Below are 21,753 nucleotides of genomic sequence, written 5' to 3' on the forward strand. Positions count from 1 at the left end.
CATTATCCTGGCTGCTACTTGCACAAAAAAGATACTGATCCCTTAAAACATAAGGTGCTGATAGAACTTGATATACTTGACTGAATATAAAACTGTTTTGTAAGAAATAAGAAGCCTTACGCCGACAAATATGTCGAACGGTTTGTTTAACTTTCCTAAGAATTACAATTACTGCTAACCATAGTCCCCCGCGTTATGTCTGATAGTATTATTCTGGGTAAAGCAATGCCCGAACTGATCAGAGATGAGATGCTGAGTGCCTTACTCCAGCCCTCATTTCTGGCTCATCGCGATAAAGCAGCTTTTATATTTCAAGACCGTATACTAACCTATGCGGAACTGGACAACTGGAGCAATGCCATTGCACAGCAACTCATAGACTCCGGCGTGCAACCGGGAGATACTGTAGGGGTCTGGTATCCGCGTAGTCTGGAGCTGCCGGTCGCGATACTGGGCATTATCAAGGCCGGGGCCGCATACGTTCCCCTTGATCGCGAAATGCCCCAGGATCGTATCCGAAAGGTGTTTGGAGATATTGGTGTACGCACTTATTTTTCCGATACCGATGCCGGTATCCATTGTACGCCATTGACTATCGCAACCGAACCGCTTACTATAGTACCGGCACCGGAAATCATTGCCAGGCCGGACGATTGGGCTTACGTATTGTTTACGTCCGGCAGTACAGGTAATCCGAAAGGTATTCCCATCAATCATAGAAACATCTGTCATCTTATCCGTTCTGAGCAGCAGGTACTGCACATCACCGATGCAGATAAAGTGTACCAGGGATTTTCGGTCTCATTCGATATGTGGTGTGAAGAGGTCTGGATCAGCCTGTTTGCAGGTGCAACCATCTGGATTGCAGATGCCATAGCCGTAAAGGCAATCGATGAATTGAGCGAGGTGCTCAGGTCGCAGAACATTACTATACTGCATGCCGTACCCAGTATTCTGGCTATTATAGATGAAGTGCCTGCTATAAGACTCGTCAATTCAGGAGGAGAGGCCTGCACCCCACAGGTGCAACAGAAGTGGGCAAAACCTTACCGCAAATTCATCAACAGCTATGGGCCGACGGAAACAACGGTCACTTCCAATATGGCTTTTGTACAGGCAGGAGATGAACTGACGATAGGCACACCACTACCCAATTATAACCTGGCGGTTGTAGATGAGCACATGCGTATTGTTCCCCGCGGGGAGCGTGGTGAAATGATCATCTCGGGTCCGGGCGTAAGTATGGGCTACTTTAACCTCCCAGAATTTACTGCACAGAAATTTATTCCTAACCCTTTTAGTGAATTGCCCGGTAAGCACATTTATAAAACCGGAGATGCAGTAATGATCAGGGAAGATGGCTTCCTTGAATTCCAGGGCAGAATTGATGACCAGGTAAAACTGCGTGGCTATCGTATTGAACTGGGTGAGATTGAGAGCCGGATGAATGATATCAGTGGTATTGCCTCTGCAGCTGTTGCCATTAGACCGGACAGCAACCGGCAGGATCAACTGGTGGGCTATATCGTTATGGAAGAGGGCCATATCGCAGATGAAGACACTATCCGGAAAATACTTTCAGGCTTCCTGGCACCATATATGGTACCGGTTGCATTTGTTATATTGCCCGAAATGCCCCGGATGCCCAGTGGCAAGATTGACCGGAAGAAGTTGCCGCTTCCAGAAGCATTCATCCCAACTGAAGGTGATCAGCAAACAGTAGAAATTGATCCCAATAGCCCGGTAAAAGACCGCTTGCTACAGGTACTGAACATTATATTCCCTGGAAAGCATATTCATCTTTCCCAGGACTTCTTTACAGACCTGGGAGGCCATTCACTGCTTGCCGCAACTCTGGTATCCCATTTAAGACAAAAAGCATATCTGCAACAGGTATCGCTAAAAGACCTGTATACACATCGACCTCTTTCTGCCTTTGCAGAAAACATAGAAGAACAATCCGGATCGGCAGCTGCTGCCAGTCCGTTTCAAAGGGTCAGCCGCCTGCAATATATACTCTGCGGGATTGCCCAGACTTTTGCGCTGCTCCTGATTTACGGTCTGTTGGCAGTACAGATATTCTTTCCATACCTGAGTTACTATTATTTTAATGTAAGCGGTTACGGCCATATTACTGCCCTATTAAGCGCGATATTACTGTACCTGCTTATTCCGCCGGTATTTGCATTGCTGATCGTCGGCTCCAAATGGCTGTTTATAGGTAAGATCAGGGAAGGTGACTACCCTCTTTGGGGATGGTACTATTTCCGTTGGTGGTTATGGAAAGCGATGAAGCGCCTGTTACCTTCAGAATTTATTGTAGACACTCCCCTGTACCCAAGATACCTGCGTTTACTGGGCGTCAAAGTTGATGCCTCAGCGCAGCTGAGTTTACTGCCCATCGGTGCAGAAGATCTTGTAACCATAGAGGGTAATGTGAGTACCTCCTCCGGCTGCAGCATAGACAATGCAAGCGTAGAAAACGGGATCTTAAAACTACGGAAAGTACATATCAAGGCAAATGCGTACCTGGGATCTTCGGCTATCGTATGCGGAGACACTGTTATAGAAGCACATGGTGTGCTCCAGGACCTGAGCTGCCTGCCGGAAGGCCAGCACATAGGATATGGAGAGATATGGGACGGCAGCCCTGCGGTAAAAACACATACGGTTCCACCGGAAGAACTACCCGAACCGAATATGGTTTCGCGCAGCCTGCGTAACCGCTATAGCCTGTTTTACCTGGCCTCATTGTTTATTTTCCCCCTGGTAGTCATCATACCCCTGACACCGGTTTTGTATACATTGTATTACCTGGATGATCAGGCAGGAGATTACCAGTTTTACTATTTATGGCAGGTGCCGATCCTTGCTGCATTGTACCTCGTACTATTTATGCTCATCATTTCGGGTATATCCCGGTTATTGCAGTATAAAATGCAACCGGGAGTGTATTCCATTTATAGTTTTACTTATTACCGCAAATGGATGAAAGATCAGCTGATGAACCTTTCGCTGATTGTACTTCATCCACTTTATGCGACTGTTTACGTATCTAAATACTACCGTATGCTGGGCGCTAAGGTGGGCCGGAATGCAGAAATCTCTACAGCCAGCGACGTAAGTCATCATCTGCTGGAAATAGGAGAAGGGTCTTTTATTGCAGATGCTGTAATCCTCGGAGAACATGATGTCCGCAACCAGCAACTGATTTTACAGAAAACCGTCATTGGGCATAATAGTTTTGTAGGCAACAGTGGCCTTATACCACAGGGCTACTCGCTGGGCAGCGGCATGCTGATTGGTGTCTTGTCCAAAGCCCCGTCGGAAGAGCAATTACGGCAAAGTGCAGAGAAAGACTGGTTTGGTTCGCCTCCCATTGGTCTGCCTTCACGCCAGCAGAGTGTTGCATTTGACAGTAGCCTTACCTTTCATCCACCGCTTAAGTTGAAGCTGGCCAGAGGATTGGTAGAAGGTATCCGGATCATTCTCCCTCAAACGGTCATTACCACGTGCAGTGTACTGTTTGTTGCTTATGCACATGACCTGCTGTCTATGTCGCCGGGCCGGCTTATTATATCCATTCCGATATACTATTTACTATTTATGGGTGTGCCTGCCTTCTTGGTTACTGTGTTACTGAAATGGTTACTTGTTGGTAAGTATGAAGAGATGGCCATGCCTATGTATAGTCTGAAAGTATGGCTGAGTGAAGCGGTAACCAGCTTTTATGAAGCGCTGGCCGTAGTATTTTTCCTGGACCAGTTAAGAGGCACTCCCTGGCTTCCTGTTATGCTCCGTTTATTAGGCGTTAAAACCGGTAAGCACGTATGGATGAATACGACAGACATTACTGAGCATGATATGGTAACGATAGATGATGAAGCGATGCTGAATGAAGATTGTGGCCCGCAGACCCATCTTTTCGAAGATCGTATTATGAAGATCGGTTCTGTACATATCGGCCGTCAGTCTACAATCGGTACCCGCACTATTATCTTATATAACAGTATGATCGGCAACCATGTTACCATTTCCTCCTTATCTCTTGTGATGAAGGGAGAAACATTGCCGGATCAGACCGCATGGACAGGAAGCCCTGTACGGCCGGATCATGGTTGATTCAGCGCAGCAATAATTGCCTGATGTCCATTTTGTATTCTGGTTCCGTACTGGCCACCTGGACGACATAATCGGAATCTATATCAATCTGCTGCAGAAAAAAAGATTGACCGTTCCACAAAACCGGATCCTGCCTGGTATTTATATCTGCCAGGCAGACCTCCTGAATACCCGATCCTTCGGCCTTCAGTACAGCTTCTTTGCCAGTCCAGCAATGGTAGAACAGGCTTTCAGGGTCCTGGCTTTGCAGAAGGGCCTTCTGTTCTTCAGGATGCAAAAAGTCGTTATATACTGCGGGGTCAATACTTGCTTGCCTGTATTCCACATCAATCCCATTCTCCAGCCGGGGATCTGCACTCAGTACACAAATGCCTTTACTGTAGGCTGTACTGAAATATAAAGGGGGCGTATGCAGCTGAGGCTGGTGCTGTGGTGTTTTATAAAGTTGGGTTAGCACTGATTTATGCTCAGGATAAAAATGCTGTACAGCTGCCTCCAGCAATAGCTTTCCCGCAATCCGTACATAACGATCCTCTTCCTGCTGGTATGCATTAACGCGCTGCTGCAACAGTTCCGGAAATGTCTGCAGCCGTTGATCCAGTAATGTTAGATCACAATCTTTAAGAAACGTATACCAAATCATAATCTTCCAATAGCTGGTATCGAATATATACTTTTTTGCTTTAAGCATCCTTTAGTTTGTGCACAGATATTTTGCACTGTATTATTACACAATTGTAAAGGTTTAAGACATCAGATCTTTGAAAATGGACTTGTGAATATTTATAGCATATGAATATCCAAACTGCGTCAGAAGCAGGTCTGAATGAACAGATCGCCAGTATTAGAAAACCGCATAGTGCTTAAGCGCTATGCGGTTTTCTAATACATCTGAAGAACTAAAATTTATTTCTGAAGGATGATCTGTTTTGCAATTACCTGCTGATCCTGTGTACGAAGTTTCAAGAGATAGACTCCGGAAGGCAGGTCCTGAATAATTATCGGCTGGTGGGCTTCGAACCCGAGGTCTTTTATTTTACGCCCATTCAGCTGGAACAATTCCATACTGGCCAGGCGGTATTTTTGCTGGTCATATTCCAGCTGGAATATACCTGTTCCCGGATTAGGGTAAAGCCTGAAGGCATTAGCCAGTCCCGGTGTATATAAGGAAGTTGACGTATCAACAGACTTCTGGTATTCTACTGCCCCTATATCGATCGTATTATTAAATACCCTTGTATGGCCATTATAATCTGCACTGCCATAATCCGGCACTGCATTACTACCCTTGTTGATGCAGTTTGTAGAATTACTAGCCAATCCGAAATCTACATTAAGGGCATTATAAGTCGGGCCTGCGCCTAATATCGGCGAAGCCAGTTGTAAATTATGGTCATAGATATTTGTGCTGAGGCCCTGTACACCAGCAGGCATATTGGTATTAGGATAAAAGTCAATCAGGTTATTGGACAGGTTAAGGTTCAGGGCTGCAAACTTGAAATTATTATAGGCAGTATCAAAAGGATTATAGTTCTGCTTATTATTGAAAATAATGTTATTCGAGATTCTGAGCTTACAATAAGTTCCCCATCCATGTATGGCCGCACTTCCGGTATAGTCCTTTACGGTATTGTTTACAATCGTATTATTAACGATGGTGGCCTGGCAGTGCTGTGCCCATATACCACCTCCGCTGATGGAGGAATAGTTGTTGGCAATGATATTATTACGGACGATATGGTCGTTACGACCGGGTACATCACTATCCAGGTCCTGGCCTAAAAGCTGCAGTCCACCACCACCGTCATTAATCCCGCAAAAAACACCTTCAGCCAATGTCTGGTTGTTATTGCAAATCAAGTTTTGCTCAATCAGGGATGATTTGGACTGGAGGGCCACTGCCCCATTCAGATTGGTATTGTTATGATGTACGCGGTTGCGTTGAAAAATAACATTACCCCCATATGCACTATTGAAGATACCACCGCCATTGCTCTGGGTATTATTGTATAATTCATTATCCCTGAACAGCAGTACATTGTTGCTCATCATACCGGTGGAGGTATGGGAAAACAGGCCGATTCCTCCGCTGGACGTATTGTTATAAAATTTATTATTGAGTACATAAGCACTATCCTCATATAAGACATGCATCAGTGTTCCGGTACGGTTATCATGTACACTGCAATTGGTAAACCTTAGTTTGCTGGCACTTTGCGTTTGTCCGAAATTATAGAGGGAGATCAGGCGCTCCATCGCAATATTATGATAGAACTCGCATTGATTGATATACAGCAGCGGAATAGTCGAGGTAATAGCACTATTATTAATGCCTCGTTTAATATCCTTGAAAATGCAATATTCAAAGGTTGGGTTCCCGAAGTTCATACTGCCGGTATTTTCGAGGCCCAGCCCGCTCCATCCTCCCGCTGTGGTGGCCACATTAGACCATCCTGTGGTATCATTGGCCCGGAACACGATCTTCTGCTCCGGTGTTCCTTTTGCCGATATGGTTCCATAAACGTATAACTGGTAATTGCCCATAAACACAACCTGGACGCCCGGCTGAATGGTCAGGGTATTGCTTAAAGGGACAGCGATGTCATTATGGATATAATAGGGAGAACCTTCCAGGGTCCAAGTTCCAGAAACGTTAGGCGTATTGACCTGGGTCGCAGCAAAACTGCCCTGACAAATGGCCAGGAAGGAGGTAAGGTAGCATAGAATTTTTTTCATTTCACAAAGGCTTTTATTACAAGACAGGTGAAAAGGTGCACTTAGTTGGTTAAAGGCCCAGGTTTACGGTCAATCGTACTATTTACAAACGCTGATACGATCTGTTGGTCCACAGGTTATTTGGCTTGTGAAGGATTCTTCAATTAATACTGGCACCGGATAAAACCGTTACGGCAGGCTGATCGATTGAGCAGCCTGCCGTTTTTTTTAAAATTAGTTTTCACTTATCGCCTGCCAGAACTCAGCAGCATCGGCCGGTAAGGGAATGGTATCCGGGTCTTCGGGCACCGGGTTACAGCGTGCACTGATGTATTGTAACATATCGGCATCGGTGAAGTATAACTTAAACTCCATACGCAAACCGGCATCTGCAGCATAACATACACTACCCTCTGCGGTATCTGCATCAAGGTACAGCAACCCGGTCCGGATCGCAATTCTCTGTGCAAAATGTGCCCAGTCGGCCATCTGATGTGTTTATTTCTTTTGCAGTAATGCGATATAATAGTTGCGGTGAAAAGGGTCTCCCATTTTATTGATCACCTCTTCTTCTCTAGTATGTATAGCATCAATGGTAAAGTCGGTCTGAGCCACCAGGTGTGTAAAGCGGGCTATGTCGTACTTGGTAAATCCGTATTGTGTAAAAGGCAATTGGTCCATTGCAAGGGCATCTACAAATGTAATGCAGCAATACCCATCCGGCCTTATGACACGGTATATATCCTGTAATAAAGCAATGGGTTCGTTCCAGAAATAAAGGGTATTTACCGTAAGCATACGGTCAAAAGAATCGTCTTCAAACGGAATCTTATATCCATCGTAAAACAAGAACCGGCAACGCTCGCTGAGTCCTTCTTCTTCACTGTAGGCTATAGCTTCGGCCTGCATCAGCTCCGAACATTCCAGTCCGGTATACTGTGCATTAGGATCCATCTGCAACCATTCTTTCAGATGATGAGCATTGCCGTGACCCAGCTCCAGCAGGGCATCTCCCGGTTTGGAAGACAGTACTGCGATGCTTTCCCGTATCATGCCCAGGTTGGACTGATACATATTATCGGCCACTTCCTTACCGGTTGCTCCGGAAGGTTGCCGTAACTGTGCCGCCAGGGCTTCCATCGAGCATTCCTGTTCGGGCATATAGGGTGTTTCCATAGATCAATAATGTTTGCTCAGCGGCAGCAGCTCTTCGTAAATAATTTTCGGAACAGCCACCGTAATGGATTAACTACATATTTCATCACCGGATTCATTGCACACAAAGTTAAACAGTTTCTATTTTAAAACCAGCCATTTGTATGAGGTTGATGATATCTTCTTTACTCAGCTCTGTTTCAACGGTCAGGATTTTATCCGGATTATCCGTATCCACCGTCCAGGAATGAATGTCTTTTTCTGCGTCCAGCCTGGGTTGTACTTTAGCGACACAACCACCGCAATTAATATTTGTCTTGAATTTTAAGGTCTGTTCCATATGTTTTTTGTTTAATGATAAATATACTGGTTTAAATATTGAGGATACACTATGCCTTTTTCCATTTCAGGCGCAAGCTGTTGCTCACTACACTTACACTGCTGAGCGCCATTGCTGCTCCGGCGATCATGGGATTGAGCAGGAAGCCGTTTATGGGATATAATATGCCGGCCGCAAGCGGAATACCGATTACATTATAAATAAAGGCCCAGAACAGATTCTGGCGAATGGTACGTACCGTATCTCGTGACAGGCGGATGGCATAAGGTATCTTATTCAGGTCTGCACTGATAATGGTCATCTTCGCTACATCCATGGCAATATCAGAACCCTTGCCCATAGCGATGCTTACATCTGCCTGCGCCAGTGCTGCACTGTCATTGATCCCATCGCCCACCATGGCCACTACATGTCCTTGTGCCTGCAGTGCACGTACATAGGCGGCTTTCTCTTCCGGTAATACACCTGCCTTGACGGTTTCAATACCGACTTTATCGGCAATAGCCCTGGCAGCTGCGGGTTGGTCTCCGGTAAGCATATGCACGCTGATACCCATGTCTGTAAAAGCCTTCACGGCTGTGGCAGAAGAGGGCTTTACCTGGTCTGCTATAGCCAGGATAGCCAGTGCCTGCTGCTCATCGGCAAACCAGATGAGGGTATACGATTGGGCCGACCAGCGATCTGCCAGTGATTGCAATTCGGGATTTATAGCAATATGATGTTCTTGCAGCAAAGTCTGGTTGCCGGTATAATAGGTTTTCCCTGCCCATTCGGCCTGTATGCCTTTCCCGGTAATACTGTTCACATGCATATCCAGTATGCGGTGTTCTTTTGTCTCCAGGAAGCGTACTACAGCTGCTGCCAGCGGGTGTTCAGATTGTCGTTCTATGCTATACAGCACGGAATGGTATAATTCATTACTTTCTAATCCCTGAGATTGCACTACTGCTGGTTTCCCTTCTGTAATGGTACCAGTCTTATCCAGAATAATGGTATCTACTTTATGGGTCAGTTCCAGGCTCTCTGCATCTTTGATCAGGATACCCTGTTCGGCGCCTTTGCCTACGCCCACCATAATGGCCGTTGGTGTAGCCAGGCCCAGCGCACAGGGACAGGCAATGACCAGCACGGTTACGAAGGCGAGCATACCATGAGTAAACCCTTCGGCCCCACCCCAGATCCACCATATCGCCAGGGCCAGTGTGGCAATAAGCATCACTACCGGTACAAATATGGCGGCAATACGATCGACCAGTTTCTGTACCGGGGCTTTACTGCCCTGGGCTATTTGTACCATTTTAATGATCTGGGACAACATGGTGTCTGCGCCTACCTGATCGGCCCGGAAACGGAAGCTTCCTTTCTGGTTCAGGGTACCCGCAAAAACGGCATCATTCACGGCTTTAGCCACAGCTACCGGTTCTCCGCTCAACATGCTCTCATCTACATAAGATGCACCCTGGATCAGTGTTCCGTCTACAGCTATCTGCTCACCGGGACGCACCACGATGATGTCTCCTTTCTGTATCAATTCTATGCTGACTTCTGTTGTACTATCATCATCATTCAGGCGCATAACGGTTTTGGGTTGCAGCCCCATCAGCTTTTTAAGGGCTTGCGAAGTATTGCTTTTGGCGCGGGATTCCAACAGCTTGCCCAGCAGGATGAAGGCAATGACTACCGCAACCGATTCAAAATAGACGTGCGCATGAAGCCCCCTGCTATGCCAGTAGCCGGGAAATAAGGTATTAAATATGCTGAAAATATAGGCCACTCCCGTGCTTAATGCCACCAGGGTATCCATATTGGCGGTACGATTGCGGGCTTGCTTCCAGGCATTTACAAAAAAGTCTTTACCGAACCAGAGGATAACCGGTGTCGTTAATGCCCACATGATATAATTGGCATAAGGCATATCCATCCAAACCATACCGATCAGCATAACTGGTGCGGAAAGGATAAGGGAACCGATGGCTCTTTGGCGCAGGGAGCGGTATTTCTCCATATGCATCTGTGCCAGGAGGTCCTGTTCTTCTTTGCGCTCTTCGACCAGCAGATCGAAGCCGGTTTGCTGTAATGCTTGTTTGAGTTGTTGCCCGTCGGTAATATTGGGCAGGAAGCTAACCGATAAAGTTTCTGTTGCAAAATTCACAGAAGCGGATACGACTCCGGGAGCATGCTCCAGTACGCTGGTCACACTGGCTGCGCAGGAAGCGCAACTCATATTCAGCACGGGATATTGTTTGCGTACGAGTGGTACACCATAGCCCAGTTCTTCTATTTTTTTAATGGCTTTAGGAAGGTCTTCCTGTAATTGGGAGGAGGAGATCAGCACCCGCTGATTATTAAGCTCTACGGTATGCTGCTGCAGGCTGCCTATTGATTGCAATCCTTTATCGACAATCATGGCGCAGTGCTCACTTTCGACCCCTTCAAGGGGTATATATATGCTATCAGTAGTATCTTTAGACATGATCGAACTTGTATTGGTTTTATTCCACAAAGTTCGACCATATCCAAAGCATGGTTGTTACATTATTTTGTAACTGTTTTATAAGATTCGGGCATCAGCCTATTTTACGGTAATTTTTTTACGCACTATACCTCTGTCGGTATCCAGTATCAGGATATATATTCCCGGAGCAATGCCCTCCAGGTTCAGGGATTGCTGCGCATTCCACTGTCTGTAGGTCATTTTACCACTGATATCGCTTAAGGCAATACGGGAAATTTTTACGGATGGGTCATACTTCAGGAACAGCTGAGTGGTAGCTGGAACAGGATATACTTTCAATCCGATCTGCTCTGCCAGCTCATTGATGCTGTTAGGTGGTACGGTTACGGTAATTGTTTGTGTTGCCGTATCGGCCTGATCGCAGAAAGAAGCGATAAGGGTAACGGTATAGGAACCGGAAGCAGTATAGGTATGAGATGGTGTCGGGCTGATCGAGCTTTGTCCGTCACCGAAACTCCAGTTGTACTGATCGGCATGCTGAGATGCATTGGTAAAGTCTACCACGTTATTGGTGATGCTGCTTGTAAAATCTGCCGTAACTACCGGCAGGAATCGGTTCCAGTGATCAAGACTATCATAAGCGGTAGCTTCAGCGATTGTTTTAATAAGCGCAGTAGTGCCCGGATTCAGACCGGCAGTATAGGTGCTTTCCAGGGGGCTTTTTTCAAATAAAACGGAGTAGAACGCACATGCTGCAACGAAAGTACCTGCCATAGACGGATGGCTTTCATCGGTATCATATAACTCTATACCGGGAGCGGATGTGCGTACACGGTGCCACACCATAGCCACTGGTGCAATAGCACTGCTGTTGAACTCAGCCATTTTGGAATAGCGCAGTTGCAGTAAGCTATCCATACCATCATAGGTACATACCGGCGGAAAAAATGCGCAGTTAGACGCATCACCGTTTTTGCGGCCCCAGGTTACATAGAATATTGTTTTGGCACATGGGTTATTTTCATGAATGATGCTGTCCAGTGCATGTGCATATGGGTACACATCAGATGCGACCTGCGCATCCGGGAAGCTTGGCAGCTGACTTTGTTCCTGCAATACGACATAATCCCAGTTGCCCTGCTGTATTTTGCTCAGGGTTGTGGTATTGGTGGTATGCTGCTGGAAGGTGTAGCCACCGGGTGCAGACATATCATAAATAAGGGTATCGTGTGTACCATCTGCCAGTTGGGCTATCTGCGAGGGAAGGTTATTCACTGCGGTATAACTGTTACCGATAAACAGCACGCGTAAGGTTTTGGCCTGTACGACCAGACCGGAACATAAAAATGCGGCAATTAAGGAGATTTGTTTCATGGACAAATTGATTGGGTTAATATAGCTGAAATAGATAACAAATATACCCTATTTAACGCAGATTTCCCAGCTGCGGCTGTGCTACCCTACTTTGTCCAGAGGTTTGCGCCTGTTGCCCTGCAAGGATTTGAAGTGACTGGGTGTCATGCCGGTTACCTTCTTAAACTGGCTGCTCAGGTATGCTACGCTGGAATAATTTAACTGCCAGGCGATTTCACTCAGACTCAGCTCATCATAGATCAGCAGCTCTTTCACTTTCTCTATTTTCTGGGCAATCAGGTATTTTTCGATAGTAATGCCCTCCACTTCGGAGAAAAGATTACTGATGCCGGCATAGTCCTGATGCAGTTCTGCGGACAGGTAATCAGAAAGATTGGTCTGTAAGGCTGCTCCGTTATGATGTACCAGGTCGATGATCAGGTTCTTCACCTTTTCAATAACCCTGCTTTTCTTATCATCAATCAGTTCAAAACCCAGCTGCTCCAGTTCCTCTTTCAGTTTGTGTTTTTTATCTTCCAGCGGTTCTTCTATGGTAACTTCTCCCAGTTCCATATGGCTTACACTGAGTCCCAGCGAAGCCATAACATTGCCTACAACCATTTTGCAGCGGTTACAGACCATGTTCTTAATATATAATTTCGTCATAAATCTAAAAAGCAGAAAATCAGCCCTAAAATTAGAACTGATTTCCTGCATTGTGGTCATAAGACCGTTAAAATACCTTAAAGGCTTATTTTTCCAGTACGCTTACCGGGCGGAACATACGGCCCCAGCGCATTCCTTTCTTATTATATACATTACCATCGCCATTACCATAGCTGAGCCATACAAATGAGGCTTTGCCTACGATATGATCTTCCGGAACAAAACCCCAGAAACGGGAGTCGGCAGATCCGTGGCGGTTATCACCCATCATCCAGTAGTAATCCATCTTAAAGGTATAAGAGGTGATCGGCTTACTGGCTATGAAGAACTGGTTATCCTTCTCTTCGAAAGTCGGGTTCTCTTCGTATACACGGATAATTCTTCTGTACAGGGCGATATTAGCCGGAGTCAGCTGTACGGTTGTCCCTTTGGCCGGGATGATAAAGCTTCCGTAATTGTCCTGGTTCCATTTGAAATTGGCTGTATCAAACGGGAACGTCCACATATCTACAGGACCGGGATTGCCAGCAGCCAGCATCGAGTATGGTTTTACACTGGTTACACCATTTACCTGTTTTACTTTTTCTGATGCGGCATATTCCATATCATAAACGGCTTCATGGTTAGGCGTATATCCTTTGAACACGATATAGTTTTCTTCCATAAAATCGGCAGATAACTGTGCGGTACCGGTAACCATGTAATCCATTTTCTGATGCGGATGGAATTCGCCTGGTTTATCATTTACGTATAAAATACCTTCTTTAATCTCGATCTTGTCTCCCGGAATACCTACACATCTTTTGATGTAGTTTTCCTTTTTATCGACCGGGCGGGTAATGATGGTACGGCTGTTCCATACCTGGTCTCTGCCCAGAACCCGTACATACTGGTAATAATCCTGTGCAGGATCTTCCAGTACCACAGTATCGTTATTAGGGAAGTTAAATACTACGATATCGTTACGTTTTACCTTACCAAAGCCAGGCAGACGGTGATACTTCCAGTGTACTGATTCAGAATAAGATTTGCCTCCGAAGATTGGCATAGTATTGTGTACCAGAGGTATAGAAAGCGGTGTGTTAGGCAAACGGGCACCATAGGCCATTTTGCTTACAAACAGGTAATCATTCACCTTAAGGGTACCTTCCATAGAGCCGGTAGGAATCGTATAGGCTTCGAAGAAGAACATACGGATAATGGTAGCGGCGATGATGGCAAACAGACCGGCATCAAGCCATTCGCGCCATACAGGCTTTTTAGGCTTATTCGGATCTCTATTTTTTTTCCAGAAAGCTAGTTTCATATTGAGTTTAACGATGGGATTAGGATTTTATTTTATTATAGCAGTTAATTTATTTATTTCGGCGCGATCCATCCTGTTGGGTTTACATTGGATATAGATCCGTTGTCACCCACTTTCCATACTTCAAAGTGTACCACATTATCGCCTTCATCATTTTTACCGGCGAAGCCTACCGTCTGGCGTGTGGTCAGTTTAGTACCAACACTCACAGTAGCACTCGACAGTTTACTGTATACCGTGTAATACTGTCCATGACTGACGAGGACGGTAATACCCATACCTGGTACGGAGAAGATCTTGGTCACCACACCAGAGAAGACCACCTTCACCGGAGCACTTGCGCTGGTACCAATATCGATACCGGAGTTGCTGAGGGTAACGCTCTTCTCGATCGGATGCTGGTAGTTACCATATGGCGCCACGATCAGTCCGCGATCTACCGGCCATGGCAGTCCGCCTTTGTTTGCTGCAAAGTTATTGGAAAGGGCCTGTATATCCGGGGTCAGCAGGTTCTTATAAGAAGTGCTTTCCGGGTTGGTGCGCACGGTAGTTGGTGCCGATCCTGAAGACGATGACGGAGTGGTCGTCGCTTTGTTGATCGTTACTACTGTTCCGCCTGATTTGTATTGGGTAGCCTGGTCTGTTGCCTGCTGGCGTTGTTTATCCAGGTCTTCTGCAATCTTCTTCTGGCGCACCAGTTCTTTCTGGCGCTCTTCTTCTTTCCTGCGGTCAATTTCTTTATTACGTTCTTCATTGCGTTTGCGCTGCTCCTCACGGGCTTTGGCATCGGCAATGCGTTTTTCTTCAGCAGCAGCCTCTTCCCTGCGCTTACGGGCGTCTTCAATATCTTTCAGGCGCTGACGCTCTGCATCTTCGGCAGCCTTCTTACGGGCAAGCTCAGCCTGTCTGGCCAGCTCTGATGCTTTACGCTGTTCTTCTTCGGCTGCTTTCAGTCGGTTGGCCTCATTCATGCGCTGAATATCTTCTGCTCTGCGGCGATTTTCTTCAGCAGCTTTGGCTCTGGCTTCTGCAAGTGCTTTCTGACGAGCCTCTTCCATAGCCTGGCGACGGGCTTCCTCGATTTCTTTCTGGATCTGTATCTTAATGGCAGTCTCCAGCTGGGCGGCGGCTTTTTTATTTTTCGCGATCTGAGATGACAGGTCACTTACCTGCCCTTTCAGTACCTGTGCTACTTTCTGCGTTTCATTGGCATCGGCCTCAATGGCGGCTTTATGCACCTGCTCTGCAGAGAGCAACTCACTGCGTTCTGCTTTTTTATTATTCAGGTATCCGACTTTCTGCTTTAGGGTGCCTTGTATCTCCCTGATCTTATTAGCCTGAATGGTACGGTACTGGCGGTATTTTTTCATATACTCCATACGGCGCATCATATCATTGAATGTATTTGCCGAAAAGACAAACAGCATCATGTTCTGAGACTCCTGGTGTTTGTATGCATACCTTACCGAACGGGCATAATCGGCCTGAAATTTGGCCAGTTGTGCATTCAGTACTTTAATATCCGTATTGGTTGTGCTAATGTCAGTAGAAATATTATTCAACTCCAGGCTGATGTTGTTGATCAGTTGCTGGCGCAGCTCCAGTTTATGGTTCAGGGCACGGAGTTCTGTGAGGGTCACATTCTGGCTTTCCTTGGCTTCGTTCAGCAATGCCTGTGCATTCCTGATCTCCTGGAGAATCGCCTCACGTCTTGACTGCAGGTCGGTTTTGGACACATTCTTCTGCGCCCATACCGGGGCACTTAATAATGTGATGAATATTAGGGTTCCTGCTATCTTATTCCGCATCAAAAATCTGGGTATATTTTTATGTGTAAGTGGCAAAAATAGGTTTTTCAAGTGATTAAAGCTACGGATAAAGTGTAAAATTGAAAAGTAAAAAGTTAAATAATACACTGACAAACAGACAGAAAAAAAGGCGAATGAAAATCATCCGCCTTACAATAATATCTGTATCAGTATTTTATCTGCTTTACTTTTTGCCTACCCAAACGACAAACTTCTCTTCAAAGCCCTCGCCCGGAAAAATATCTTCCATATCCCATAATGACGGGCGCACATCACTCTCCACGATCTCCTGGTTCAGGTCTCCGCCTTTCAGGCAGATCAGTCCATTGGCCAGGTCGGTAGACTTGTTCTTTTTAATAATAGGCTTGGCCCAGGACCAAAGATCTTTAAGGGGGGCCACAGCACGGGATACCGCAAAGTCAAAATCTTTCTGCGGAATATTTTCAATACGGGATTGCACGGCGGTTACATTTTTCAGCCCGATTTCTTCCGCGATGCCTTGTACTACTTTTATCTTTTTACCGATAGAATCTACCAGCAGAAATTCTACCTCAGGATAAAATATAGCCAGGGGAATACCCGGAAAACCGCCACCGGTACCTATATCGACAATACGCATACCCGGATTGAAATGACATACGGTAGGGATCGCCAGCGAGTGTAATACGTGTTTGGTATATAACTGATCGATATCCTTACGGGAAATTACATTGATCTTCTCGTTCCATTCTTTGTACAGTCCTTCCAGTGCGGCAAACTGTGCGATCTGCGCTGCTGAAAAATCATCGAAATATTTCTGAACTACTTCCATTGTTGTTTGTTTTTAAAAAATATATAAGGCGCCAGTATAATATTATACCCTACCCACATCAGGTCACCGAACAGGCTGAATGCCTTTTGGCCTCTTTCATCCAGTGCACGGCACCATTTCCGGTTCAGCATAATGTATACGCCCATCCGGAGCAGCAGCAAAATTAATACAATGATTTGAATTTTCTGATTTCCGGTCAGTAATAAAGCTGCGGCAGACACCCAGAACAGCAGCCCGGAGAAGGCATAAACAGCCAATCCGCGCTTTACCCTTTCGGAATAATACTTACCGGAAGACACATGGCGCGTCTTCTGTTTCCACCAGTCAGCCCAGGTCTCCTTTACTGCCGAGATCGTTTTTGCTTCAGGATGATCCGCAATCACTGCTTGCTGGCTGAGGGCGAGGTATGATACGATCAGGTCATCATCGCCAGAGGCAGTACGGCGGAACAGTGCTGCAAAATCCTCGTCCTGATCCAGCGCCTGCAATACAGGTGCCCGTTCATACATCAGGTTTCGGCCTACGCCCATATAAGGGTATCCTGCACGTGCCCAGGAGGTATATTGCATAAATGTATGCACCGTCTCCCAGCGAATAAAGGTATTCAGCAAGCCCGGTTTTTGCTCATAAGCACCATAGCCTAATACAAAATATGACTGCTGCGGTGTTTGCAGCTTCGCACCCTGATAGGCCGCTGCCATATGATGCAGCCAGTCCTTACCAGCAGGCATACAGTCCGCATCGGTCAGCAACACCAGGCCATAGGTACATTGCTTCAATCCCTGCCATAACGCGTATTTCTTACCCGGAAAGGTCTTTTCTGTTGACGGATCTATGGTCAGCACGCGAAGAGCCGGAAATTCTTTTTGTAATGATGCTAATACAGCCGCACTTTCATCTGTTGAGCCATCATTGACCACCAGCACTTCCCATTGTCCGGCATAGGACTGATCGAGCACATGAGGCAAAAAACGACGAAAATGCTCAGCTTCATTTTTGCCGCAGATGAGGATACTGACACCCGGTAATGCATCTGCAGAAAGCGGTGCGTGTACTGCAGGACGGTAACGATACCACCAGGCAAACAAGATTTGTATCAGCAAACTAAACAGGAAAAGGTACAGCATAGGATTATAAGCTTTGTCTGATATAATCCAGCACCTGCTGCGTTTCATCCGGTGCAAACCAGCTGTAGCCCTTATCCTTACGGAACCAGGTCAGCTGCCTTTTGGCATAATTGCGGGAATGTTGCTTCACTTTTTCTACAGCAGCGGTGAGTGCTGATGATGATAAAGGCCAGGTGTCCTGCTCGTAGAACTCCTGGTAGCCTACTGTTTGCAGGTTTTTCAGCTGACGGTAGGGATATAGTGTTTCGATTTCGTCCATCAGACCCTGCTCCATCATCATATCTACCCTGCGATTGATGCGATGATATAGTACTTCCCTGGGCAGGTCCAGGGCAATTTTGATGATATTAAATGGTCTTTGTTTCACCTTATTACTGCGATAGTGCAGAATAGAAGTGCCGGTGCTTTCGATAAAGGCCAGTGCACGGATCAGCCGGCTGTGGTTCTGCTGTTCGGCCTGTGCATAAAATGCGGGATCTTGCTCCTGCATTCTTTGCTGCAGCCATTCGAGTCCTTTTGTTTCAAATTCGGCCTGAATCGCTTTTTCTATACTACGGTCTACAGAGGGCATTTCATCTATGCCTTCACAAAGCGCTTTGATGTACAAGCCGGTTCCGCCACAGACTACAGCCACATCCTGCTGTGCAAAGATTTCGGCACAATAGCCCAGCGCCAGTTGTTCGTACATACCGGCATTCACCTCTTCTTGTATAGAATGGCTATTGATAAAATAATGCGGTACCGCGGACAGCTCTTCCTGAGCCGGCTTTGCGGTACCGATTGACATTTCTTTATAACATTGCCGGGAATCGGCAGAGATTACAGCAGTATGATATTGCTGCGCTACAGCAATGCTGAGTGCAGTCTTGCCCACAGCGGTAGGCCCAGCGATAACGATCAGTGTTTTCCGAGCCTGCGTCATGTTGCTACAAATTAAAATTGATCTCCTTCCTCGCCATATTCCTCACCATAGCTTTCTTCTTCTGAGTCTTTTTCTTCATCCTCTCCTTCATCACCATAGCCCTCATCCATTTCTTCCTTACCCAGATCGTACTTTTCTTCCATTTCTACCATGCGGTTTTCGGACAGGGATTTAGCGCCGGTAAGCATAGGTGCAATACCTTCTTTATAGAAACAGTGCGGGTAATCGATTTTCGGATTTTCATCCTTATCAATACCGATCAACTCTACAAAGAATGACCAGTTTTTGGCAGGGTCATATTCGTAGATAAATTTCTTATCCGGATTATCGATCAGTGCCGATACCGGTGTTTTTAACATGGATAATGCAGGGGCATCCTTTTTATTCACCAGCACCTCAGAAGAAATAGCTCTTCCTTTTACGTGCTTCTCATTACTCTCATAAAATACGCCACTGGCCGTTTTCTTCTCGAACTCAAAGGCTTTCAGTATGGCTTCATGGAATTGCAGGAAGGACTGTCCATTGGTCAGTGCAATGCTGCGGTTGATGTTATCATCATCATCCCAGGATACTTTAAATTTAAAAACAGGCATATATGCAGTTAAACTAGATTAATATAATTGTAAACGACAAAGATAATAAAAATCGCTTTTGTGGCTTAATAGCGGTGGTTGCTGATATTTTCCAACACCCCTTCCGGATAATTGACGGCCTCCAGGTATAATCCGTTTCCGGTGACACTGAAGTCGGCAAGGGTGCAGTTCTTCGCTTCTATAATCGAACGGAAGCTTGTTACCGGGTCTGGCTTTTTATTGGCTTTGATTTGTGTACCGACCAGTGCCCGAACCATACCCCTCAGGAAGCGATTGGCTTCTACAACATAATGCACTTCATCACCCACCTCTTCCCAATAAGATTGCATAATGGTACATTTAAAGGTAAAGGTTTGTGTATTGCGCTTGGAGAAGGTTTCAAAATCAATATAATCTTTCAGCACAGTTGCGGTCTGATTCAGCAGATCCAGATCAAGGGGATAAGGATGGAACAGCGCCCTGCCCTGCCTGAACGGATCTTTATATTTATAAATCTTGTACCGGTAACGGCGGCTGATGGCGGCAAAACGTGCATTCAACTCCGGGTCTATAGCCCTGTACAGGTTTACGATCGCAATCTTGGGCGGCAATACGGCATTCATTTTATACACCAGTTCCGGATGCAGCGGTGGCTCAAAATCGAAATGATAGAAATTGCCCAGCGCATGCACACCTTCATCGGTGCGGCTGGCACCGAACGTCTCTACCGGTACGCGCAGTATGGTACTCAGCGCATTATTAATCGCAAACTGCACCGTTGGCAGCTCGCCCTGCAACTGAGAACCGTGAAAGGCAATACCGTCATAACTGACTTCAAGAAAATAGCGCATGCTTAGTTCACTGCTGGCTTTAAGGTTGCTTTTTCCTTTTTCAATTGCATGTCTACCCAGAATGTTCCGAATGGAATGAAGGATAAAATGAAGTAAACAATCACTTTCTTCATACCCCAGCCATAGTTAGACTTGCATTGAAACAGCAAAATAACGTACAAAACAAATAATACACCATGAGCCATGCCCACGTTCTTAACCAGCATTGCACCGGTTTCTGCATCACCGAAGAAGCCACGCTTCATCAGGGAAGCTGCTATCAGGATCAGAAAAGATAAACCTTCCAGGATGGCTACCCAGCCAAAATAGCTCAATAGTTTTTTATTGTTCATAGCTCATTATTTTGAGCCGCAAAGATAGTATTCAATTCCCGTATTCGACCGCTTTAGTGGTAAAGCAAGTGAAAACTTTTATCTTTGTCCGCGAGAACAACATAAACATTAAATGATAGGGATATTAGGGAATGGAAGCTGGGCAACTGCCCTGGCTAAATTATTGACGGAAAACCATCACCGGATCGCCTGGTGGATGCGCAGTGAAGCCGCTGTAGCTCACCTGGAAGAAAAGGGACATAATGAACTGTATTTGTCTTCCGTATTGTTTGAGCCGGAACAGATCAAACCCACGACCGACCTTAATTTCATGCTCACCCATTGTAATGTGCTGGTCATGTGTATCCCTTCTGCATTTATGTTTGATGTGCTGCGCCGCATGCCCAAAGACAGCCTTAAGGGTAAAAAAATCATTTCGGCCATCAAAGGTATTTTACCCGAACAGCATCAGTTGTTGCAGGAATATCTGGCCGCTCATTTCGAAATTGAACTGAAAGATTATTTTGCCATTACCGGACCTTGTCATGCCGAGGAAGTCGCACAGGAGCGCCTTTCGTATCTTACTTTTTCCGGCATACACACAGATGACTGCCAGTATATCGCGGCCTTGTTCGAAACTACTTATCTGCGCACAACTACCAATAATGATCTCTGGGGCAGCCAGTATGCCGCAGTGCTGAAGAATATCTATGCCGTTGGTGCGGGTATTGCTCACGGACTGGGTTACGGAGACAATTTCCTGAGTGTGTATATCACCAGTTGCTATCGTGAGATGCATCGCTTCCTGTCACAGCATTTCCTGCAGATGAATGAGCAGGACACTACACCCGACTTTCATACCAGTGCATACCTGGGCGATCTGCTGGTAACCTGCTACTCCCCGCACAGCCGCAACCGTACCTTCGGTGCCCTGCTGGGTAAAGGCTACTCCGTTGCTGCTGCAAAAGCGGAAATGAATATGGTGGCTGAGGGGTATTTTGCCTCTCTGGGCATGAAAACAATCATTGACCAGACGCGCATTGATATGCCTATCATGCAGTATATCTATGATATGCTCTGGCAGCAGAAATCCTGCAATGGCACCTTTAAGAAAATAGAGCTGCTGCTCTGCTAATGTGCAGCTTGCACGGGCATGCTTTTAGAGAAAACACGGATAGTCATTATAAAAGGAAAGGGTCGCTGCATATGTATATGCAGCGACCCTTTCCTTTTATAATC

At 46.0% G+C, this 21,753-nt stretch carries 18 protein-coding genes; 2 read left to right on the plus strand and 16 right to left on the minus strand.

Annotated elements, in window-relative coordinates; translation table 11 throughout:
* Positions 1-195: 195 nt before the first annotated feature.
* Entirely contained in the window at positions 196-4,122 is a 3,927-nt protein-coding gene (locus tag EMP01_RS11865) for a Pls/PosA family non-ribosomal peptide synthetase (RefSeq protein WP_129021738.1), read from the plus strand.
* A gap of 1 nt (position 4,123) precedes the next feature.
* Here EMP01_RS11865 and EMP01_RS11870 read toward each other — a convergent pair whose 3' ends face one another.
* From EMP01_RS11870 to EMP01_RS11945, 16 genes are all read right to left on the minus strand, one after another.
* The gene (locus EMP01_RS11870) at positions 4,124-4,765 is read right to left on the minus strand and encodes a 4'-phosphopantetheinyl transferase family protein (RefSeq protein ID WP_161971325.1); all 642 of its coding nucleotides are present in this window, start codon (positions 4,763-4,765) and stop codon (positions 4,124-4,126) included.
* Positions 4,766-5,028: 263 nt separating this feature from the next.
* Positions 5,029-6,858 carry a T9SS type A sorting domain-containing protein gene (locus EMP01_RS11875; protein ID WP_129021740.1) on the minus strand — a complete coding sequence of 610 codons (1,830 nt, stop codon included), beginning with the start codon at positions 6,856-6,858 and terminating at the stop codon, positions 5,029-5,031.
* Positions 6,859-7,071: 213 nt separating this feature from the next.
* Positions 7,072-7,326, minus strand: a complete 255-nt coding sequence (locus tag EMP01_RS11880) for a hypothetical protein (RefSeq protein WP_129021741.1) — start codon at positions 7,324-7,326, stop codon at positions 7,072-7,074.
* Between the two features lie 9 nt (positions 7,327-7,335).
* Complete coding sequence (locus tag EMP01_RS11885; RefSeq protein ID WP_129021742.1) at positions 7,336-8,013, minus strand: class I SAM-dependent methyltransferase; 678 nt, start codon at positions 8,011-8,013, stop codon at positions 7,336-7,338.
* Positions 8,014-8,122: 109 nt separating this feature from the next.
* On the minus strand, positions 8,123-8,332 hold the full coding sequence (locus EMP01_RS11890) for a heavy-metal-associated domain-containing protein (RefSeq protein WP_129021743.1): 210 nt from the start codon (positions 8,330-8,332) through the stop codon (positions 8,123-8,125).
* 49 nt (positions 8,333-8,381) lie between these two features.
* Positions 8,382-10,805 carry a heavy metal translocating P-type ATPase gene (locus tag EMP01_RS11895; protein WP_129021744.1) on the minus strand — a complete coding sequence of 808 codons (2,424 nt, stop codon included), beginning with the start codon at positions 10,803-10,805 and terminating at the stop codon, positions 8,382-8,384.
* A gap of 99 nt (positions 10,806-10,904) precedes the next feature.
* The gene (locus EMP01_RS11900; protein WP_129021745.1) at positions 10,905-12,161 is read right to left on the minus strand and encodes a PKD domain-containing protein; all 1,257 of its coding nucleotides are present in this window, start codon (positions 12,159-12,161) and stop codon (positions 10,905-10,907) included.
* 81 nt (positions 12,162-12,242) lie between these two features.
* On the minus strand, positions 12,243-12,806 hold the full coding sequence (locus EMP01_RS11905) for a helix-turn-helix domain-containing protein (RefSeq protein ID WP_129021746.1): 564 nt from the start codon (positions 12,804-12,806) through the stop codon (positions 12,243-12,245).
* Positions 12,807-12,891: 85 nt separating this feature from the next.
* Positions 12,892-14,112, minus strand: coding sequence for a signal peptidase I (gene lepB / locus EMP01_RS11910; protein ID WP_129021747.1), 1,221 nt, complete (start codon positions 14,110-14,112; stop codon positions 12,892-12,894).
* Between the two features lie 53 nt (positions 14,113-14,165).
* Positions 14,166-15,920 carry a murein hydrolase activator EnvC family protein gene (locus EMP01_RS11915; protein WP_237559533.1) on the minus strand — a complete coding sequence of 585 codons (1,755 nt, stop codon included), beginning with the start codon at positions 15,918-15,920 and terminating at the stop codon, positions 14,166-14,168.
* Between the two features lie 184 nt (positions 15,921-16,104).
* Positions 16,105-16,731: a 16S rRNA (guanine(527)-N(7))-methyltransferase RsmG gene (gene rsmG, locus EMP01_RS11920; RefSeq protein ID WP_129021749.1), complete on the minus strand. Its 627-nt coding sequence runs from the start codon at positions 16,729-16,731 to the stop codon at positions 16,105-16,107.
* Positions 16,722-17,858, minus strand: a complete 1,137-nt coding sequence (locus EMP01_RS11925) for a glycosyltransferase (protein ID WP_161971326.1) — start codon at positions 17,856-17,858, stop codon at positions 16,722-16,724. The genes rsmG and EMP01_RS11925 overlap by 10 nt, the downstream gene beginning before the upstream one ends.
* 4 nt (positions 17,859-17,862) lie before the next feature.
* Positions 17,863-18,780 (minus strand): tRNA (adenosine(37)-N6)-dimethylallyltransferase MiaA, encoded by a 918-nt coding sequence (miaA, locus tag EMP01_RS11930; RefSeq protein WP_129021751.1) that lies wholly within the window; start codon positions 18,778-18,780, stop codon positions 17,863-17,865.
* 11 nt (positions 18,781-18,791) lie between these two features.
* Positions 18,792-19,373: an IS1096 element passenger TnpR family protein gene (locus EMP01_RS11935; protein WP_129021752.1), complete on the minus strand. Its 582-nt coding sequence runs from the start codon at positions 19,371-19,373 to the stop codon at positions 18,792-18,794.
* Between the two features lie 65 nt (positions 19,374-19,438).
* Complete coding sequence (locus EMP01_RS11940; protein ID WP_129021753.1) at positions 19,439-20,203, minus strand: tRNA pseudouridine synthase A; 765 nt, start codon at positions 20,201-20,203, stop codon at positions 19,439-19,441.
* A gap of 2 nt (positions 20,204-20,205) precedes the next feature.
* Positions 20,206-20,535, minus strand: a complete 330-nt coding sequence (locus EMP01_RS11945; protein ID WP_129021754.1) for a DUF3817 domain-containing protein — start codon at positions 20,533-20,535, stop codon at positions 20,206-20,208.
* Between the two features lie 112 nt (positions 20,536-20,647).
* Between EMP01_RS11945 and EMP01_RS11950 the strand changes: the two genes are divergently transcribed.
* Positions 20,648-21,649 carry an NAD(P)H-dependent glycerol-3-phosphate dehydrogenase gene (locus EMP01_RS11950; protein ID WP_129021755.1) on the plus strand — a complete coding sequence of 334 codons (1,002 nt, stop codon included), beginning with the start codon at positions 20,648-20,650 and terminating at the stop codon, positions 21,647-21,649.
* Positions 21,650-21,753: the final 104 nt, after the last annotated feature.

This window comes from Edaphocola flava (genome assembly GCF_004118155.1).
In the GTDB taxonomy this organism is placed as follows: domain Bacteria; phylum Bacteroidota; class Bacteroidia; order Chitinophagales; family Chitinophagaceae; genus Edaphocola; species Edaphocola flava.

What these genes read in the sequence shown, in the direction of transcription:
- EMP01_RS11865 (WP_129021738.1), top strand. Translation starts at nt 196, where the DNA reads ATGTCTGATAGTATTATTCTGGGTAAAGCAATGCCCGAACTGATCAGA.
- EMP01_RS11870 (WP_161971325.1), bottom strand. Translation starts at nt 4,765, where the DNA reads ATGATTTGGTATACGTTTCTTAAAGATTGTGATCTAACATTACTGGAT.
- EMP01_RS11875 (WP_129021740.1), bottom strand. Translation starts at nt 6,858, where the DNA reads ATGAAAAAAATTCTATGCTACCTTACCTCCTTCCTGGCCATTTGTCAG.
- EMP01_RS11880 (WP_129021741.1), bottom strand. Translation starts at nt 7,326, where the DNA reads ATGGCCGACTGGGCACATTTTGCACAGAGAATTGCGATCCGGACCGGG.
- EMP01_RS11885 (WP_129021742.1), bottom strand. Translation starts at nt 8,013, where the DNA reads ATGGAAACACCCTATATGCCCGAACAGGAATGCTCGATGGAAGCCCTG.
- EMP01_RS11890 (WP_129021743.1), bottom strand. Translation starts at nt 8,332, where the DNA reads ATGGAACAGACCTTAAAATTCAAGACAAATATTAATTGCGGTGGTTGT.
- EMP01_RS11895 (WP_129021744.1), bottom strand. Translation starts at nt 10,805, where the DNA reads ATGTCTAAAGATACTACTGATAGCATATATATACCCCTTGAAGGGGTC.
- EMP01_RS11900 (WP_129021745.1), bottom strand. Translation starts at nt 12,161, where the DNA reads ATGAAACAAATCTCCTTAATTGCCGCATTTTTATGTTCCGGTCTGGTC.
- EMP01_RS11905 (WP_129021746.1), bottom strand. Translation starts at nt 12,806, where the DNA reads ATGACGAAATTATATATTAAGAACATGGTCTGTAACCGCTGCAAAATG.
- lepB (WP_129021747.1), bottom strand. Translation starts at nt 14,112, where the DNA reads ATGAAACTAGCTTTCTGGAAAAAAAATAGAGATCCGAATAAGCCTAAA.
- EMP01_RS11915 (WP_237559533.1), bottom strand. Translation starts at nt 15,920, where the DNA reads ATGCGGAATAAGATAGCAGGAACCCTAATATTCATCACATTATTAAGT.
- rsmG (WP_129021749.1), bottom strand. Translation starts at nt 16,731, where the DNA reads ATGGAAGTAGTTCAGAAATATTTCGATGATTTTTCAGCAGCGCAGATC.
- EMP01_RS11925 (WP_161971326.1), bottom strand. Translation starts at nt 17,858, where the DNA reads ATGCTGTACCTTTTCCTGTTTAGTTTGCTGATACAAATCTTGTTTGCC.
- miaA (WP_129021751.1), bottom strand. Translation starts at nt 18,780, where the DNA reads ATGACGCAGGCTCGGAAAACACTGATCGTTATCGCTGGGCCTACCGCT.
- EMP01_RS11935 (WP_129021752.1), bottom strand. Translation starts at nt 19,373, where the DNA reads ATGCCTGTTTTTAAATTTAAAGTATCCTGGGATGATGATGATAACATC.
- EMP01_RS11940 (WP_129021753.1), bottom strand. Translation starts at nt 20,203, where the DNA reads ATGCGCTATTTTCTTGAAGTCAGTTATGACGGTATTGCCTTTCACGGT.
- EMP01_RS11945 (WP_129021754.1), bottom strand. Translation starts at nt 20,535, where the DNA reads ATGAACAATAAAAAACTATTGAGCTATTTTGGCTGGGTAGCCATCCTG.
- EMP01_RS11950 (WP_129021755.1), top strand. Translation starts at nt 20,648, where the DNA reads ATGATAGGGATATTAGGGAATGGAAGCTGGGCAACTGCCCTGGCTAAA.